The sequence below is a fragment of the Flavobacterium sp. W21_SRS_FM6 genome (assembly GCF_052119645.1).
Classification (GTDB): domain Bacteria; phylum Pseudomonadota; class Gammaproteobacteria; order Enterobacterales; family Alteromonadaceae; genus Paraglaciecola.
Genome location: NZ_JBGQOM010000014.1, coordinates 106,577 through 123,027 on the forward strand (window position 1 = coordinate 106,577; position 16,451 = coordinate 123,027).

The following is a 16,451-nucleotide window of genomic DNA, read 5'->3' on the forward strand; positions in this document are numbered from 1 at the left end:
CTTTATAAGTAAAAGGGGATTGAGTATAGTTTGTGTTCTTGGGGATAATATGAATAGAGTAGCGATGTGATATGGCACGATTTTCTTTAAGGCAGTTAGAAGCGCTAGTGGCTGTAGCAGATGCAAAAAACTTTAATCGAGCCGGCGATTATATGCATTTAAGTTCGTCTACCATCAGTAACTTGATTGCTGAACTAGAAGATCGTTTAGGTTTTGCGGTGTTTGACCGCACGACCCGTAAGGTATCGCTCACCACTGGTGGCCGAGAATTTTTAGCCTATGCAGTATCGGTATTGCAGCAAATGAAAGTTGCTGAAGCCGCAGCTATTGAGCTAAAAGACAACAACGTTCGGATCGTGAGGGTGGCTGCCCCGCAAGTGGTAGCTGCTACGTTGTTACCTGAAATCATTGCGGCTTACCGAATAACCCACCCTGATATTCGTGTACACATTGTTGACGCTGCGGTTATTTCTTTGTCAGATCAAATTATTAACGGCTCTGCGGATATTGCTATTGGCCCCGAGCAACAAGTTAATCAGGGTATTTCAGTGACCCAACTTTTTCAAAGTCGCTGGATTTTATGGTGTCATCCGGATCATCCAATATCTGCGAAAACCGAGGTGAAATGGTCAGAACTTCGTCCTTATGTGATATGTGCGGCTGGTTCAGACCACGAGCAAAGTCTTGCTAGTATATTAAATACCCTAGAGCCAAGTGAGCGTTTTCACGTATCTGATATTGTGGAGAGCGTCACCACGGCACTGGGTTTAGTCTCGCAAAATATCGCTTTAACCATGACGCCTGAATTTGTTGATCAGCTGGGTATCCATCAACACTTACGTAAGTTGCCATTGAGCCAGCCGACGTTATCAAGACACTACGTACTCTATAGTCAAAGCGACATGTGGGTTTCTGATCCGGTGCAAGGTTTTGCGGATTTTGTTAAACAATTTGTTGCGACTAAACACTTTAATTAGCCCTTAAACCTACCGATTGATGCAAGCACATGCGCACCTAATAGGATTTACCGATGTTGCATTCCTCCCATATTCAGCGCCTTCAAACCTTACTTGGGGATGACGCGCTTAACGTTGACCCAGACATGTTAACGGCTTACAGCAAAGACTGGAGTTCGGTACCAGCGCAATTGCCCTTGGCGGTGGTTAAACCCCGCAACAGTGCTCAGGTCGCAAAATTTATGCAGTACTGTCATAAACATGCCATCAATATCGTTATTCAAGGCGGACGAACTGGATTATGTGGTGGCGCCACACCGCAGCGTAATGAAGTAGTGCTGAGCTTGGAGCGCATGAATCACATTGTCAGTGTTGATGAAAAAGCCATGACCATGACCGTAGAAGCAGGGGCAACGCTAGAACAAGTACAAAACAAAGCACTCGGGTATGGCCTTGATTTTCCGCTTGATTTAAGTGCTCGGGGTAACTGCACCATTGGTGGAAATGCAGCCACCAATGCAGGCGGTAATCGCGTAATAAAATTTGGCATGATGCGTGATTTAGTGCTGGGGATTGAAGCAGTCTTGCCTGACGGCAATATTGTGGGTGGCCTGAATAGCATGATGAAAAATAATGCCGGATTCGATTTAAAACACCTGTTTATTGGCTCAGAAGGCAGCCTTGGCATTATAACTCAATTAGTACTTAAGCTCGTTCCGCGCAGCGACGAATCAGTTGTGGTGTTATGCGCTGCTACCTGTTTGGATAATCTCATCTTATTACTGAGCAAATTGCGCCGAGAAAACGCGCAAAATCTTTCGGCATTTGAAGTCATGTGGGCGGATTACTTTGACGCAGTGATTGATATACAGCAACTTGCTCGTAAACCCTTTGCTGCTAATTATGCCATTTATGCCTTAGTTGAGTTTCAAGGCCAAGATAAGGCCGCGCTGCAAACCATGAGCGAAACCTTGCTAGGTGAAGCCATAGAACAGGGTTTAGTGGAAGACGTTATTATTGCCCAATCGTTACAAGACAACGCTGATATATGGGCTATCAGAGAAGCCATAGCCGAGTTACTTAGTCGTGTAAAACCCTTTATTGCGTTTGATATCAGCATGCCCATTAGCGACATGCAAGATTTTGTGAATACCAGTAGACAACGGGTGGCTGATAAGTATCCAAAGGCCAGATATTTTGCTTTTGGGCATTTAGGAGACGGTAACCTGCACTTAACCATTAGTTATCCGCACCCAGAACAACTGCATGCTATCGAAGACGAGGTATTAAAAATAGCAGGGAAGATGGGCGCATCAATTTCCGGTGAACATGGTATAGGCGTGGTAAAAAAAGACTTTTTGAAATATTCACGCAGCGACAGTGAAATTGCGTTAATGAAAGCCATGAAGAACATGATGGACCCCAACAATATACTTAACGTTGGTCGGGTATTAAATATCTAAGAGTTGCTAAGAGAATCACTGATTTTACAATAAGCCTAAATGGGCTGTTTGTGCTTGAGAAAAAGAGTAAAACTGCTGTATTCACGCAAAGTCACTTGCTTCGTTAGACATAGCGAAGACCGAACACCTCGTTTCTTACCCTATTTAACCCTATCGATTTAAGCAGTATTCCGTCTTTCCACAAATTTATTTTTTTTCAAAGGCAGAAAATTGAACATACACAGGGAGTTGTACCGTGATTAAGAGAAACGCCATTTTACTGAATAAGATGTGGTTATGAATTAAAAAAACGTCCAGCGCAGTTAAAGCCGACTAAGTTGTTTCAAAATAATGAGGCGCGATATAGAGCGAAATAGCTTTTCTTGGCGCTTCATAAAACGGTCAGCAAGCCGCTGACCGTGTTAGGCAAATTGATTTATGGTTTTAAACACAACACTTCACAATTTAATCGTGCCAAGACTGATTCTGCGGTATTACCCATGAGTGCTGCAGAAATACCTTTACGTCCAACGCTGCCCATTACCACTAACTGTGGTTTAAGCTCTCCAACCACTTTAGCTATGGCGAGATCAGGTAAGCCCGACTCCACATGAAGTTGGCTGGGCTTAGGCACGAGTTGATTTTGTTCGAGGAGTTGATTGAGTTTGTCTCGATGGTAATTTTCGGTATTACTGTTGAGCTGCTTAACATCCAGCGTAGGAAAATCCATTGCAGCACTCACCGCGTAAGTTGTGTATGCATTAACTACATGCAAGGAACTCAGTTGAATATGGGAAAACAGCTTAGCTGATGCGATAACGGCACTGTTTAAGGCAATGTGATCAGCATCAGTGGTAAGTACGTCCACCGCCGCAAGAATTGGGTCGTTGGTCCAACTCGAATGTTTAACTAACAACAATGGGGCCTGGCAATGTCTAATTAGGTGTCTGTCTGTGGGCAGGGCAAAAGGATTGATACTGAGTGGCTCTGCACTGACTCGTTTAATCACCAAATCTGGCTGCAACGTTTTCACCACCTCTTCGATTACTTCATGCAGATGCGGACTCCATTTGACGATAACAGAACACTCAATGTCCTGACTTTTTACCTCTTTGGCAATCGACTGCAAATAAAACGTTCTATCTGCCAAATGTTGTTCTTTAAGCTGATCTCGCTGTTCGCTGGGCAGCACTTCGTTTAAATCGAGGGCAGGTTCATAGTTGGTACTTAAAAGATGAATATGAATATCTCTGTATTCCGCAAATTTTATTGCCCGTTGTAGCGCCTCATGTTCTTTATGTTTACCGCTGATGATGACCAAGATGTGATGTGGCATTTTCATGGAGGGTCTCGTTTCACGTAAAGGAGTTCAATACTCAGTGTAGACCCAAACTCATATTAGATTTTGATGTACATCAAGTAGACCGACTTTACACTCAGGTGAAACACCATGAAACAGGTGGGGTATTAATCTTTTAAGACAGGAATTATATGAAACAACTGTGTATAAGATTTAATTTAATTCTATATTTCAATGCTTTGAGACCTGCTTTTAACAAGTAAAAGTGTGGATAAGGTTAGGGCAGGGGGTTGTGTTGGGAGCGGGCAAAAATCAAGGGTAGGCCGATGCTTTCTGCAAGTCGTTTTTAAAAAAAAATATGGTCAAAATATAAACATGGAAAGGTTGTAGTGAGTAGCTAGGTGGCTTTGCCTTGGCAGAACAGTGATGCGCGACGCCGTCGTACCCAGTGAATAATAAAGTCACACTGCCTCGGCTTAGCCTGAAAAATCCTTTAACGATTAATGACCAGCTAAGCCATCTCATTGCCTAGTAGTGTAAAGAGAGGTGCTTTGGATCCACTGGGCGCAGATGTTGGAGTAGGGGGTGCTTACGCTGCTTTAACTCAGTCAAGACTAACTGGGCGACTTCTCTTGCGCCTAGTTCATTAAAATGGGTATTGTCTTTTACCCCATTAGGATAATTAGGGTGTAAATCGGGGGCGATATGCATAAAACGCACAAGGGAATCTTGCTCTCCTAGCTGAGTAAAATAATCGCGACTTAGGGTATCCATATCGATGTATTCGACTTTCGTTTCTTCGGCCACTTGTTTGACTAATTCGGAATAGGGGTGAGTGAACTTGATGCTACCTTGTTCATTAAAATTACGTCGTGTTACCGGCGAAAGTAAAATGGCATGGGCCTTTTTAAAGCGTACTTCATTGATGTAATTAATCAGATTTTGCCGATATTGTGCCGGCGTAGTATATCGATCAACTTTGCTTTCAGACTCATCATTGTGGCCAAATTGAATAAAAACATAGTCGCCGCTCTGACACAAATCGATGAGCTCTTGCCACAAACCTTCGCTTCTAAACGTTTTAGTGCTGCGTCCGTTTTTAGCAAAATTGTGTACTGCAACGCTCTCATTAAAGAAAGTCGCGAAGGGCATGCCCCAACCAGTTTCAGGATAATCTTTCAAATCTTTGATGGCCATGGTTGAGTCCCCAGCCATAAGAATTTTTAAGCCCGAATTTTCTTCGGCTCGCAAATTTTGCATTAGTGAACCAACTATCAACAATAAAAGAATGTAGGTAGGGTAGACGTTTAGCTTGGAATAATGCACAGAATAACTCTCGTTTTTTAGCTTAATTTAAGCATCCTAACGCGAATTATTCCTTACCCAAGCGAATTCTATCGTTTTCTTCTAATATGAATAAATAATAGATATTTTTCATTGAGATAGAAGATTTCAATGAACTTAAAAATAGGTTACGCATAACCTTAAAACATCACTTCTCCGGGTTTTCTGGGCGACAAATATTGATTCAATAATAAATTATTCTGCCGCACATTATTGGCCTCATATAAACCAGCGGAGAACGGCTCGGTGTGGATTTCCTGTTCATCTGGCGCTGGAGGCATCGCACTAAAATTTGTACTTTGTTGGCTAATATTGGCCGAATATGGTTCAGAGTCGAAGGCATTGAGAGTCGTAATTTTGGGGGGAGTAAACTCAGTAAGTTGAGTTTTTAACAGCCTATTTTGCGGGGCTATGGTGGTGGAAATTCTTTTGCTATCTATAAACGTAGTGCTAACAAATAATACTTTTTTCAAGGTATGTGCATGGGGGTCATAATTAAATAAGGTTTCAATTTTAGTTAATTGGCCGTGTGCACTGTTTAATTGTTTATACACCGTAAGCATGTTGTAGTGGCGTACAGATCCAGTTGATTGATAGTTACTGGCAAAGGTTGAAAAAACAAAAGCGCCTAAAAGTAGGGTAATGAGCTGCTTCACGAGATATCCTCACTTATCGATAGTTGGCTTGATCTAGACAAGTAAGTGTGCCGCTTTTATGTGTGTATCAGTAGTTTGAAAATGTTACAGAATTTAAATACTAAGCCTGTCATGTTGACGCTCGCCCTGCTTAAGTAAAGCAAGCGCATTGACGAAAAAACTTCCTGGGTCAATCATGCTACAGTCGCTGCTTATCCAAGGTATTTGGCGCTTAAATTACAAAGGTAGGTCTTGATTTTTTTCGAATTGTTCTAAGGCTTCAAGTGCCTCACAGCCATACACCATGGACGGACTGCCACCCATTAATATGGCTACGCCGATGGTTTCGACAATTTCTTGATGGCTGGCACCTGCTTTTAACGCATCATGCACATGAAACGCAATACAGCCGTTACAATGCACTGATATCGCGATACTAAGGGCGATGAGCTCTTTGGTTTTGGTGTCTAGAGCGCCCTTGCTAATCGCACTGGCATGTAATTGGCCAAAACCTGCCATGGTATCGGGGATCTCGGTGATAAGTTTGGCGCTAAGATTACGTAATTTTTCATAGCTACTAATATGATCGTTGGGGGTCATTGCAGTGTGCCTCTTAATGTGTCGAGCGGGGGCTTAAACAATCTTTGCGCCACTGGCACTCGCTTTGATCACAACAGCCCTGAGTGGCACTGGCAACACAAGGGAAGTTACCCTCTTTATGTTGGATAAGGTGGATAAGTTGAGTTTTGCTGTGTTTTTTAAGGGGGATCCCCTTGGCTTTTGCTATTTCACTGACTTGTTTAAGGTTCATTGCTTTGCCCTGAGTAAATTGAAGGGCAAGCATGCCCTAAACTATGGTGTTTACCTTTGATACAGATCAAAGGTCGGGGCAATAAATTTAGGCCTTGTCCTCGCGATTTAATCCGGGGCAACCGAAACTGATGCCCAAGGCCAGAGCACTGTTTAAGGTGGTATCAGACAAAGTAAGGCCTCTACTTTGATTGGCCACTTGCGCTAACGATACACTGGTTAAACGATTGTTTTGCTGCACAACCACTCGCCCATATTTGTGCTGAGCAACTAAATCGGCCGCATAGCGCCCCACATTCGTGGCAAATATCCGGTCACTGGCGTTAGGTGAGCCGCCTCTTTGAATGTGGCCCAAGGATGTAGAGCGAACCTCTGCTTGTAAATGCTGCTCCAGTTGTTGTTTTAATCGTTCACCAATGCCGCCGAGTCTAATGGGCTCTGGGCTATTTTCAACGTGCTGCTGAACGCTTAAGGTGCCATCTTTAGCCGTAGCGCCTTCAGCCACCACGATAATAGAGTATTGTTGATCGCTTGCTCGTAACTTGCATGCACGCACTACTTCATCGATTTCATAGGGAAATTCAGGCAGTAAAATCACGTCAGCTCCACCCGCAACGCCTGCATATAGGGCTATCCAGCCTGCATACCGGCCCATGGTTTCGAGGATCATAACTCGTTTGTGAGAGTGTCCCGTAGTACGCAAGCGATCAAGTCCATCGGTGACAATCGACACTGCAGTATCAAAACCAAAGGTTCGTTCTGTGCACATTAGGTCGTTGTCGATGGTTTTTGGCACACCCACTATTTTCATACCGAGTTTAGATAGCTCGTAAGCAATAGACATCGATCCATCACCGCCAATGACTACAACAGCATCTAGTGCTAACTCATGGTAGTACTCAACAACAGCAACTGAACAATCTTTGCCCTTGTAGTTAAAGGGACTCGCTTTATTGCTGGTACCTAAGATAGTGCCGCCTAAGGACAAAATACCGCTACAGTCACTGTAGGTAAGCGGTCTTACGCGGCGCTCAATTAAGCCAGCGAATCCATCTTCAATACCTACGATCTCGGCTTGTTCATTCAGCAACAAGGATTTGGCCACCGCTCTGATGGCTGCATTTAAACCCTGACAATCTCCACCGCCGGTGAGAATACCAACACGCATGTTTTTGTCTCCTTAACTTATAGTGTGACTTCGTTTCGGATGAGACCTTGCTGGGCAAAATCAGTGATATTTGTTAGGGTCACTTGTGCAATTTTTTGCATGGCTTCTTCGGTAAAAAAAGCCTGATGGCTGGTGACAATCACATTTGGAAAGGTTAATAGGCGAGAGAGCTGATCGTCTTGGATTACACTGTCAGAAAAGTCTTCAAAAAATAAGGCTTCTTCTTCTTCGTAAACGTCCAAGCCCAACAAGCCAACCTTGCCTTGTTTAAGCGCTTTTATAATGGCTTTGGTATCAATCAATTTACCGCGACTGGTATTAATAATGGTAACTCCGTCTTGCATCAGCTCAAGTGACTCATGATTAATCAGGTGCTGGGTCGCATCATTCAAAGGGCAGTGCAAGGAAATAATACTTGATTGCGCAAATAGGCTTTCTAGGCTGACATATTCAACGCCTTTCTCCTGACATTCTTCGTCTACACACACATCATAGGCAAGCACTCTGCAGCCAAAACCTACCATAATATTAATGAAACATTGCCCAATTTTACCGGTACCAATAACGCCTACCGTTTTACCATGTAGGTCAAAGCCCATTAAGTTATGCAAAGAAAAATCACCTTCGCGTACTCGATTAAACGCACGGTGAATTTTTCTGTTTAAGCAAAGTAGTAAGCCAGCTGCGTGCTCAGCAACGGCGTAAGGAGAATATGTTGGCACTCTAACCACTGGCAAACCTAAGGTTTTGGCAGCAGAAAGGTCGACGTGATTGAATCCGGCCGAACGCAGCGCAATTAACCTTACCCCTTGGTTTTTTAAAGTCGTAAGTACGTCGGCATCAAGTTTGTCATTAATAAACGCACAAACGACCTCTTCGTCCTGAATGAGCTTGGCGGTTTCTAGATTCAAATGAGCTGAAATGTAGTGAATGTCATGACCATGAGTCAAATTGACCTGATTAAAATAACGCTGGTCGTAAGGCTTGGTATTATAGAATGCAATTTTCACAATTTATTCCCTCAAGTAATGATATGAACGTTAGCAAGGTAGTGTAGAGCAAAGAGTTAACTAAACATTGACTTAAGACAAGTCTATACGACATTGTTGAGGGTATTGTGCTAATGGGTGATTAATTTCAGCCAGTTGTCTTGGCATGAGTAGAGTTGTTTGATGGGGGAATTGAGAACGCTATACTGATGCAGTTAAAATACTGCGCTAAGCAGCAGCTTAAAATATGTAACTAGTTGAAACCAATTGGCAAATTTACGCTCTTACTGTTGTTATTCTATCTATTTGGGGAAGCTATATGCATAAATTACATCACTACCTCATGATCGCTTTAACGATTTTTGCCGCTATTTTTATTTTACAAAATATGCAGATCGTGGAGGTCGATATTTTGTTTTGGCAAATCAATATGCCCTCTGCCTTGTTGATTGCTGTGGTACTGGCAATCGGGGTGTTGTTTGGTTTACTGCTGCGTTTTGGAAAACACAAAGAAAAAGCAGCAGCGAAAGAGCCCGAACGTGATTGATAGTGGCTTGCTACAGCCATTTACGTTTTCTAAAGAACACTAACATACCTATTATCATACTTAACATGACTAACCACACGCCGATATAACCGTAAGGTGAGGCTAATTCTGGCATGTTAAAGGGCCCGGCACGTTGATCGAAATTCATCCCATAAATACCCACCACAAAGGTGGGTGGGATAAACAAGGTGGCAATGATGGTCAGCACCCGCATGACTTCATTTAATTTAAGGCTTACTACACTCATATAGAGTTCCATCAGTCCGTTGGTCATTTCATGATAGGTTTCGATTAATTCTAAAATTGAAATGCTGTGATCATAGCAATCGCGTAAAAATAATTTGGTATCTGGCTCAATTAAATTGGACGTATCATCGCGCAATAAAGCGTTTACAAGTTCGCGCTGTGGCCAAATTTGTCGGCGCAGAAGTAGGACTTCACGGCGCAGTTGATGAATTTTGTGCAAGATAAGCTTGTCATGATTTTCGAGCAGTAATTCCTCAGTCGCATCAATCCGGTCAGCATACCGTTCTAACACCGGAAACCCCCAATCAATCACGGTATCAATTAGGCTGTAAAATAAATAGTCGGCCTTGCGTTTACGAATGCGGCTATTTGCCATATTCAAGCGGCTATTTACACCGGCAAACGGATTGAAGTTTCCGCCACAAAACGAAATCACGGTATTCTTTTTTAAAAACACACTAATTTGCTGCAGATTAACACTGTCTTGTGATTGCAGGGGTAGGGTGAGGATGACAAATATTTGCTCTTCTTGAATCTCTATTTTAGGACGCTGCCCCTTATTTGCTACATCTTCAATAAACAACTCGTGGATGCCAAAGTCATAAGCTAATTGGGTAAGGGTGGTCTTATCTGGATCCCCTTGCACATGCACCCAGGTTATATTGTCGTTATTGATAAATTGCGTACATTGCTGAGTAGAAAAGTCTTGGGTTTCGACTACATGATTGTCGTTGTAGTCAAATAAAGTAATGGCGAGTTCACCTTTTGGTTGTTCATGGATAAAACCAGGCTGAGAACCAGGTTGATTATATTGTTTACGAAATAGTTTCATCGTTTTCCTCAGTGCTCTTTTCAGTAAGCCATGTGATCGGGTCAAGCATGTAACATGCCTTAAATTGCTCATATAAAGCGGGATGTAAGCGCCGCAACTGCTGGGGTTTTTCAAAAAATGTCTCAGTGACCACGGCAAAAAACTCGGGGGGTGAGCTTGCTCCGTAACTGTCGATCACATCATCAAAACCGTCGATCATTTTATGTTGAAGCAAGCTAAACTCGGCATTTAGCACGTCAGACCAAGCCTTGTATTGCGTATGGGTAGGGAGGATTGGCAAACCATCCATCGAGGCGTTTTCTTCATCTAGTTTGTGAGCAAATTCGTGCATGACTACATTGTGGCCATCACGGCGGTCTCGCGCCCCTTGCAGTACATGGTCCCAAGCCAAAATCACCGGGCCTCGATGCCAAGATTCGCCCGCTCTTATGCTACTGCTATTTATCTCTAACAAGCCCTCTTTACGCACACTGTTAGCCAGGTATGTTTCGGGGTAAACCAATATGCTACGAAAACCCGGATAATAATCACCCGGGCGATTCATAATAAGTAAACAGGCCTGCGCCGCAATCAATACCTTTACCCTTTCGTTAACGGTAAAACCATTGCGGCCAACGATGTCTTTTTCCTCTAAAAATACATGCATGTGCCCCAGTAGTGTCTGTTGCAATGCTGAGGGGAGTTTGCTAAACAGCGCAAAGTCATGTTGTAAGATAGCGAGCCACTGCGCTGAGGAGGGGGTTTGTCTGAGTATTTCTCGCCTGGCATCTCGTTTAGCCTTGCGCCATTTTTCGATATATATCCATAGCAGCATCACTACCAGAGGTATGCTCAGTAGGCAGTAAATTACAGTTTGTCGCATAGCTCGTCTTTTAAATGCTCAAATCAGCGTCTAGCATAACAAGTTAGCTGATGTTGAGCCTTAAAATTTCGATGTAATTTGGGGCGCTAATTGTCAACAATGATGTCTGTCATATCATTGCTTTCTTACCACGCTTTAGCGACGTTAAATCAAGGCTTTGAGAAGTTTAAGCATGAGCAAGTGATAAACGGTATTTAAGTAAGCGGCTATCCTCAGGCATTTTTTCACAGCTCATGCCTAACGCTTTGGCCAAACGGTGCATCGCGGTATTTGAGGATAAATCGATTGAAAATAACGCGCTGATCCCATTGTGTTGAGCGTAAGTTATTAACGGTTTCATCAATAACTGAGCAAGGCCATGATGTTGCCATTCATCAGCCACGGTAATGGCCATTTCACTTTCGTTTGAGTCAGGTTCACAAGCGTAGCGACTCACCCCAATTTGTTGCTCTTTGTTGTCATGTAAAATGGTTGCAATAAAGGCCATAGCGTTTTTTCCATCAATGTCACAGAGGCGCGCTAACATCTTAGGGGACAGATCGTTAATCCCTTCTAAAAAGCGATTATGTTTTGTCTCAAAAGAGAGATTGTGCACAAAATTTGATTCTAACTCTGCATCTTCTTTGGTCATTGGGCGAATAGTGACTTCAGTATTCGCAATAGTATGGTGGGTATGAACGACGGTATTTAAGGTCAACATGGCGATTCCTTTTAGCGTTATTTGAAGTCATAAACATACACCTGACCCTTAGGCTGTTATTGCCTTAGATCAACAAAGTGGCTGATGAGTAAACAAAGAGAATCAGCGTGTAATAATTAAAGGTGTTGCTGAAATTCAAGCCTTACGCGATGCAAACCACAAAGGCGTAAGCAGCCCAGAGTAAAAAGGGCTGGGCAAAATAGTCGTGAGGTGTCGTTAATCTTATCTGGTTAATAGGGCGTCGATTTTAAGCTCGGCGGCATACCAGTCATCCGTTTCATTGCCATTACTGAATTTTCGCTCTTGGGCCAAAGAGTAGGCTTCGGCCGCTATTAATTGGTGACGGTGTTGCTCTCTCTCATTGGTCATCACTTTGTTACTTGCTTGGGTCTTTTTTAAGGTGGCGTTACTCATCGTAGTCTCCGAACATAAGGTGTTACTTTGCTCTCACGCTGGCATAACGTTGCAAAGCACTAACACTATAAGCCCAATACTACCTAGCCTCTGTGCTGCAACGCACAAAGGCCATTCGTCAAATGCCATGCTGTTATTCATAGGCAGGCTTATAATTTGCGTGAGACGCCTTTCTTGATCCTGTCTCTGTGAGCCGGCGCCACATACACTTCAACCGTGGTTTTGACACTTGCATGGCCTAATTCAACGGCTAACATAGTTTCATTGATTTCAGACAAGGCTTGTGTGGCGCCAGTATGCCTTAACCAATGGGATGATGCGCCAGCTATAGCATGGGCCTGTTGGTTTTTTCCTAATGATTTCAGAGATTTAATCACTAAATCAAAGGCCTCTTCAACCATGTTGTTTAGGCTATCTTGATGCAATGCCTGACCGGTTTTAAACGAGGGCATGATAGGCATGGTTTCATCTATATGGGGCAGGGGGCTGAGCCCTAAGGATTCACGATAACGTATTAAGACATGGTCAATAAATTCATCAGGAACGGTGACTAAACGCTGTTTTTTACCCTTACCAATGACGTTTAATACCCAGCCTTCACCACTTGGATCTTGTGAAAAATGGCCAAATACCGGTACACAATAATCGCGACTCGCTAGCTCTGAAATACGTAAAAAGAGGACTTTTAAGGTCAATACTAAAAAGCGATGCCTTTCATAGAGGGGATTTTCATCAGCGGCCTGAGTAAGTGAATCAACAAATAATTGCCAGGTTTCATCATCTAGCGTGTGCGGTGGTTTGTAGATTTTGCCTTTAACGAGGTATTTACAGCTTTTTTTAACTAGGCTAACCGGATTACGGCTAATTAACTCAGTTTCCCATAATTCTTTAAAAAAAATGTTTAAAGAGGCATAAGAATTTTGCAAGGACGTTTGATTTAAGCTGTAAGCCTGTTTTGGTTTTGTGATGTTTGCGCGCTCTGGTGCAATAAATTCATTGGTTTTGCGATTCGCTTTAGCTCCGCGCAATACAAAGGGTCGCCAGGCTTCATTAACTAAACGCACATCAGAATCGGGTTTGGCTTTATAACGACTGGCAATAGTGTTGTCAGCTATTAAGCGTTTTGGTGGAGACCACAGCCAATCGATGTAATCGCGAATATCTTCAATGGTCGATTTCAGTACAGACTTATTCTTTTCATTCCAGCAAAACAATACGTAACGCTCGGCTTCATTTCTAAAACGTGTTTGTGTGCCTTTAGCTGAACCGATGACATTTATTAAATAGCTAAGCAAGATATCTAAGTCTTTGCGTGCTGGAACACCTGATGATTCCATTTTATTGGGTTTTCTTAAACAAAGTGCGGATTTGGCTTGTAGCAAATGAGAATCATTTATAAAAGATCAATTTACCCCTCAAAACTCACTTGAGCATTCCCAATGCTGAGGCAATAGTTTGATCAATTCTAGGATGATGAGTACCGGTGAAAAGCCCACAGATAAGTTGAGGCTGTTGAAGCCATAATTTTATCTAAGACTGAGGCTGCAAGCACTAACTTGGAAATACATAATTTAACAAATAGCTATTTGTGCTTCACTATTCTCTCTAGGAACGTTTCCAATTCAAAAGCGTTAAACACTTCTATGTCTCGCTTAGCAAGTGACTTGGCAGTTGATAATGTTACGCCTAACCTATTAGCGATATGTTTTAACGGAATGCTATCGAAATCTACATGTTTATGTATTTCGATTATTAGCTCATAGCACTTTTTGTTTAAGGTTGCGTTCTCAGATGATCCTGAGGTAACTTTAAAGGTGTTGTCATATGCTGAGGTCATTAAGATATTTTTGATGTATCTGCCAATAATTATTAATGCAGTTTATATTAAGGTACTTTGGTTGGCTATTTTGACTATCATTTTTAATGAATTATCAATTCGTAATAATTGACATTATTACGAATTGACTAAGGGTTTATATGAGGGTACAGTACTCTTATGAAATATCATCCAATTACCGACACAATTGATCGCCTGCCACAGCAACTTAAGTTATTAGATTCCGCTGAGTTTAAGCACATTTATCCATCTTTGGACGAGTACTTAAATCAAATTGAAAGTTCAGGTGTTAACGCCAGAAAAGATTTAAAACTCCTCCTTCGTTTCCTTACTAATGTCATTGGTAATTCAATTGGCACACAAACCCGTTTTAGAAATGAAGCTGAACGATTTATGTTGTTTTGTTGGACTGAAAAAAACATTTCGGTCCTCAATGCTGACGTTGAAGTGATTCGCAAGTACATTGATTGGATTTGGTCTCCACCAAAATCGCTCATTTCTGATACTACTATTGCAAGTAGGTATAAATCCAAATCGAAAACGGAAATTCGTTTAGTAAATAAAGATTGGCGCCCATTTGTGCTAAGACAATCAAAGGCTAATCGTAAAACCAGTGAACTTATCTCTCCTGAGAGAGAGTCGATCAGTAAACCAAAGCAAAATTACAGTTTAAATCAAACATCCTTGCAGAATTCTTATGCTTCACTAAATATTTTCTTAAAAGAGCTAACGGAATCTGAGCATATGTTACGAAATCCTATTTCTCTGGTGAAGAAAAGTTGTAAATACTTGGTAAAAGGAAAAATTTATAAACCGCCTCACACATTAGACGATGAAACATGGCAATTGTTTGTAGATACACTGACCGAAGCCGCTAACGAGGATCCTATTTATGAACGACATAGATTTTTAGTGCTCGCACTCAAAGTATTATTTTTGAGAATTTCAGAGTTATCTAAAAAGGACTACTACACACCCACATTTGGTCATTTTAGAGAAGATGCTTCGGGAGAAGGATGGGTTCTAAATGTCATTGGTAAGGGTAAAAAAGAAAGGTTGGTTACTGTACCTGATACATTCGTTGACCACGTTTTAATTCGATACAGGGTATATCTTGGCTTATCACCCCTGCCCCATGTTGATGAGAACACACCTATAATGCCTTCATCAAAGTCAGGCCAAGCGCTTCATCAAGACAGCCTCAACAACATGGTAGAAGAGGCATTTGACTTGGTCATCAAGTCGCTGGTTGCAAAAGACAAAAAGCCACAAGCACACGCTATTGCTGGTGCATCTTCTCATTGGTTGAGGCATACCGGGGCTACGCAGGCACTAGATGAAATTAGTGAAACTATGCTTGCAGAGGAACTGGGGCACGCAAGCGTTAAAACCACAGTAGAAATTTATGTAGCACCTGCGCATAGAGATCGAATCAAATCCGGCGTTTCAAGAAAGCTTTAAATATAATCAGTGTACGGGGGAAATGGTCGATCGACTTCGACCATAACATGCAGGCATAACACTCTTTTAAATATTTATATACTTAAGAGATGTTAATGTATGTCATTTGACCATCAACTATAACTTTTAAAGCCGATGATAATTTGAAGAAAACTTTATTCAATGAAGGCGATGCTCTCTATTGTTCAATGCTTAATACAATGAATGACGCTACAACTGAGATATTGTTAGAAAGCTACATTTTTGCGCTTGATAGCGTAGGTGCTCGATTTATCGAAATGCTTAACCACAAAACGAAACAAGGTTTAAAGATAAAACTACATTTAGATGCCGTTGGGTCTCAATTTATCAAAATGGGACCTTCGTTAAAAAAACAACTTGATGAACGCATACAACTAAAATGGTTTCATCGCTGGAGCTGGCGTAGGCCATGGCAATTTAATATACGCGACCATAGAAAATTATTAATTGTTGATAGCAATCAGGTTTTTTTAGGTGGTTTTAATATTCACAAACAGAGTTCGCTCATTTATTTCGGTGATTTGCGCTGGCGAGACAGTCATATTAAAATTGAAGGTGAGATTGTAGAGCACTTTCGTCGATATTTTGATACCCAAACGCTGGTGATCTGCCACTTTTCATTCGGCACATTCTTCACCTCTATCAGTCTTACTGACGAAGCGCATCCTGTTATAAAAAGGGTCAGTAGAGCCAAAGTGGCTAGCCGTAATATAGTGTATTTGGTAAACATAAAGTCCATACCTCATGTTGAATTGCATTTTGTTTTTTAAAGATAAAGAGCACCGTATCTTCTGCGATACGGTGCCTAACAATCACACTTTGGTTGATTTCGAATGCATCATCCGATACAAAATAGGCAACACTATCAATGTTAAAATGGTGGAAGA

Annotated in this window: 17 protein-coding genes; 5 read left to right on the plus strand and 12 right to left on the minus strand. The window is 42.0% G+C overall.

All coding sequences use genetic code 11. From position 1 onward, the window contains the following. Positions 1–71: 71 nt before the first annotated feature. Both ACEN2L_RS19025 and ACEN2L_RS19030 read left to right on the plus strand, forming a co-directional pair. On the plus strand, positions 72–977 hold the full coding sequence (locus ACEN2L_RS19025; protein ID WP_306023350.1) for a LysR family transcriptional regulator: 906 nt from the start codon (positions 72–74) through the stop codon (positions 975–977). A 53-nt stretch (positions 978–1,030) separates the two neighbouring features. Then, positions 1,031–2,419 (plus strand): FAD-binding oxidoreductase, encoded by a 1,389-nt coding sequence (locus ACEN2L_RS19030; RefSeq protein ID WP_441745716.1) that lies wholly within the window; start codon positions 1,031–1,033, stop codon positions 2,417–2,419. Between the two features lie 415 nt (positions 2,420–2,834). Here ACEN2L_RS19030 and ACEN2L_RS19035 read toward each other — a convergent pair whose 3' ends face one another. The 7 genes from ACEN2L_RS19035 to ACEN2L_RS19065 form a co-directional block, all read right to left on the minus strand. Further along, on the minus strand, positions 2,835–3,740 hold the full coding sequence (locus tag ACEN2L_RS19035; protein ID WP_441745718.1) for a universal stress protein: 906 nt from the start codon (positions 3,738–3,740) through the stop codon (positions 2,835–2,837). A 486-nt stretch (positions 3,741–4,226) separates the two neighbouring features. Further along, complete coding sequence (locus ACEN2L_RS19040) at positions 4,227–4,958, minus strand: rhamnogalacturonan acetylesterase (RefSeq protein WP_441745720.1); 732 nt, start codon at positions 4,956–4,958, stop codon at positions 4,227–4,229. A gap of 224 nt (positions 4,959–5,182) precedes the next feature. Then, positions 5,183–5,698: a hypothetical protein gene (locus ACEN2L_RS19045; protein WP_441745722.1), complete on the minus strand. Its 516-nt coding sequence runs from the start codon at positions 5,696–5,698 to the stop codon at positions 5,183–5,185. A gap of 216 nt (positions 5,699–5,914) precedes the next feature. Then, a complete protein-coding gene (locus ACEN2L_RS19050) occupies positions 5,915–6,277 on the minus strand; it encodes a carboxymuconolactone decarboxylase family protein (protein ID WP_306023355.1) in 363 nt (120 codons plus the stop codon). A 13-nt stretch (positions 6,278–6,290) separates the two neighbouring features. Next, complete coding sequence (locus ACEN2L_RS19055; RefSeq protein WP_306023356.1) at positions 6,291–6,488, minus strand: hypothetical protein; 198 nt, start codon at positions 6,486–6,488, stop codon at positions 6,291–6,293. A gap of 87 nt (positions 6,489–6,575) precedes the next feature. Then, positions 6,576–7,655, minus strand: coding sequence for a 6-phosphofructokinase (locus ACEN2L_RS19060; protein ID WP_306023357.1), 1,080 nt, complete (start codon positions 7,653–7,655; stop codon positions 6,576–6,578). 17 nt (positions 7,656–7,672) lie between these two features. Then, on the minus strand, positions 7,673–8,665 hold the full coding sequence (locus ACEN2L_RS19065; protein WP_441745724.1) for a 2-hydroxyacid dehydrogenase: 993 nt from the start codon (positions 8,663–8,665) through the stop codon (positions 7,673–7,675). Between the two features lie 298 nt (positions 8,666–8,963). On the opposite strand from ACEN2L_RS19065, the gene ACEN2L_RS19070 reads away from it, so the two are divergent. Then, entirely contained in the window at positions 8,964–9,191 is a 228-nt protein-coding gene (locus ACEN2L_RS19070; RefSeq protein WP_441745726.1) for a lipopolysaccharide assembly protein LapA domain-containing protein, read from the plus strand. Between the two features lie 10 nt (positions 9,192–9,201). Here the strand turns inward: ACEN2L_RS19070 and corA are convergent, their stop codons facing one another. From corA to ACEN2L_RS19095, 5 genes are all read right to left on the minus strand, one after another. Continuing rightward, positions 9,202–10,269, minus strand: a complete 1,068-nt coding sequence (corA, locus tag ACEN2L_RS19075) for a magnesium/cobalt transporter CorA (RefSeq protein WP_306023360.1) — start codon at positions 10,267–10,269, stop codon at positions 9,202–9,204. Next, positions 10,253–11,131 carry a zinc-dependent peptidase gene (locus ACEN2L_RS19080; RefSeq protein ID WP_441745728.1) on the minus strand — a complete coding sequence of 293 codons (879 nt, stop codon included), beginning with the start codon at positions 11,129–11,131 and terminating at the stop codon, positions 10,253–10,255. Before ACEN2L_RS19080 ends, corA begins: the two co-directional genes overlap by 17 nt. 166 nt (positions 11,132–11,297) lie before the next feature. After that, a complete protein-coding gene (locus ACEN2L_RS19085) occupies positions 11,298–11,831 on the minus strand; it encodes a GNAT family N-acetyltransferase (RefSeq protein ID WP_306023362.1) in 534 nt (177 codons plus the stop codon). Positions 11,832–12,053: 222 nt separating this feature from the next. Beyond that, on the minus strand, positions 12,054–12,245 hold the full coding sequence (locus tag ACEN2L_RS19090; RefSeq protein ID WP_306023363.1) for a DUF2934 domain-containing protein: 192 nt from the start codon (positions 12,243–12,245) through the stop codon (positions 12,054–12,056). Positions 12,246–12,394: 149 nt separating this feature from the next. Beyond that, entirely contained in the window at positions 12,395–13,582 is a 1,188-nt protein-coding gene (locus ACEN2L_RS19095; RefSeq protein WP_441745731.1) for a tyrosine-type recombinase/integrase, read from the minus strand. Between the two features lie 659 nt (positions 13,583–14,241). On the opposite strand from ACEN2L_RS19095, the gene ACEN2L_RS19100 reads away from it, so the two are divergent. Then, positions 14,242–15,543 (plus strand): tyrosine-type recombinase/integrase, encoded by a 1,302-nt coding sequence (locus ACEN2L_RS19100; RefSeq protein WP_441745733.1) that lies wholly within the window; start codon positions 14,242–14,244, stop codon positions 15,541–15,543. A gap of 200 nt (positions 15,544–15,743) precedes the next feature. Next, positions 15,744–16,334: a phospholipase D-like domain-containing protein gene (locus ACEN2L_RS19105; protein WP_441745735.1), complete on the plus strand. Its 591-nt coding sequence runs from the start codon at positions 15,744–15,746 to the stop codon at positions 16,332–16,334. Positions 16,335–16,451: the final 117 nt, after the last annotated feature.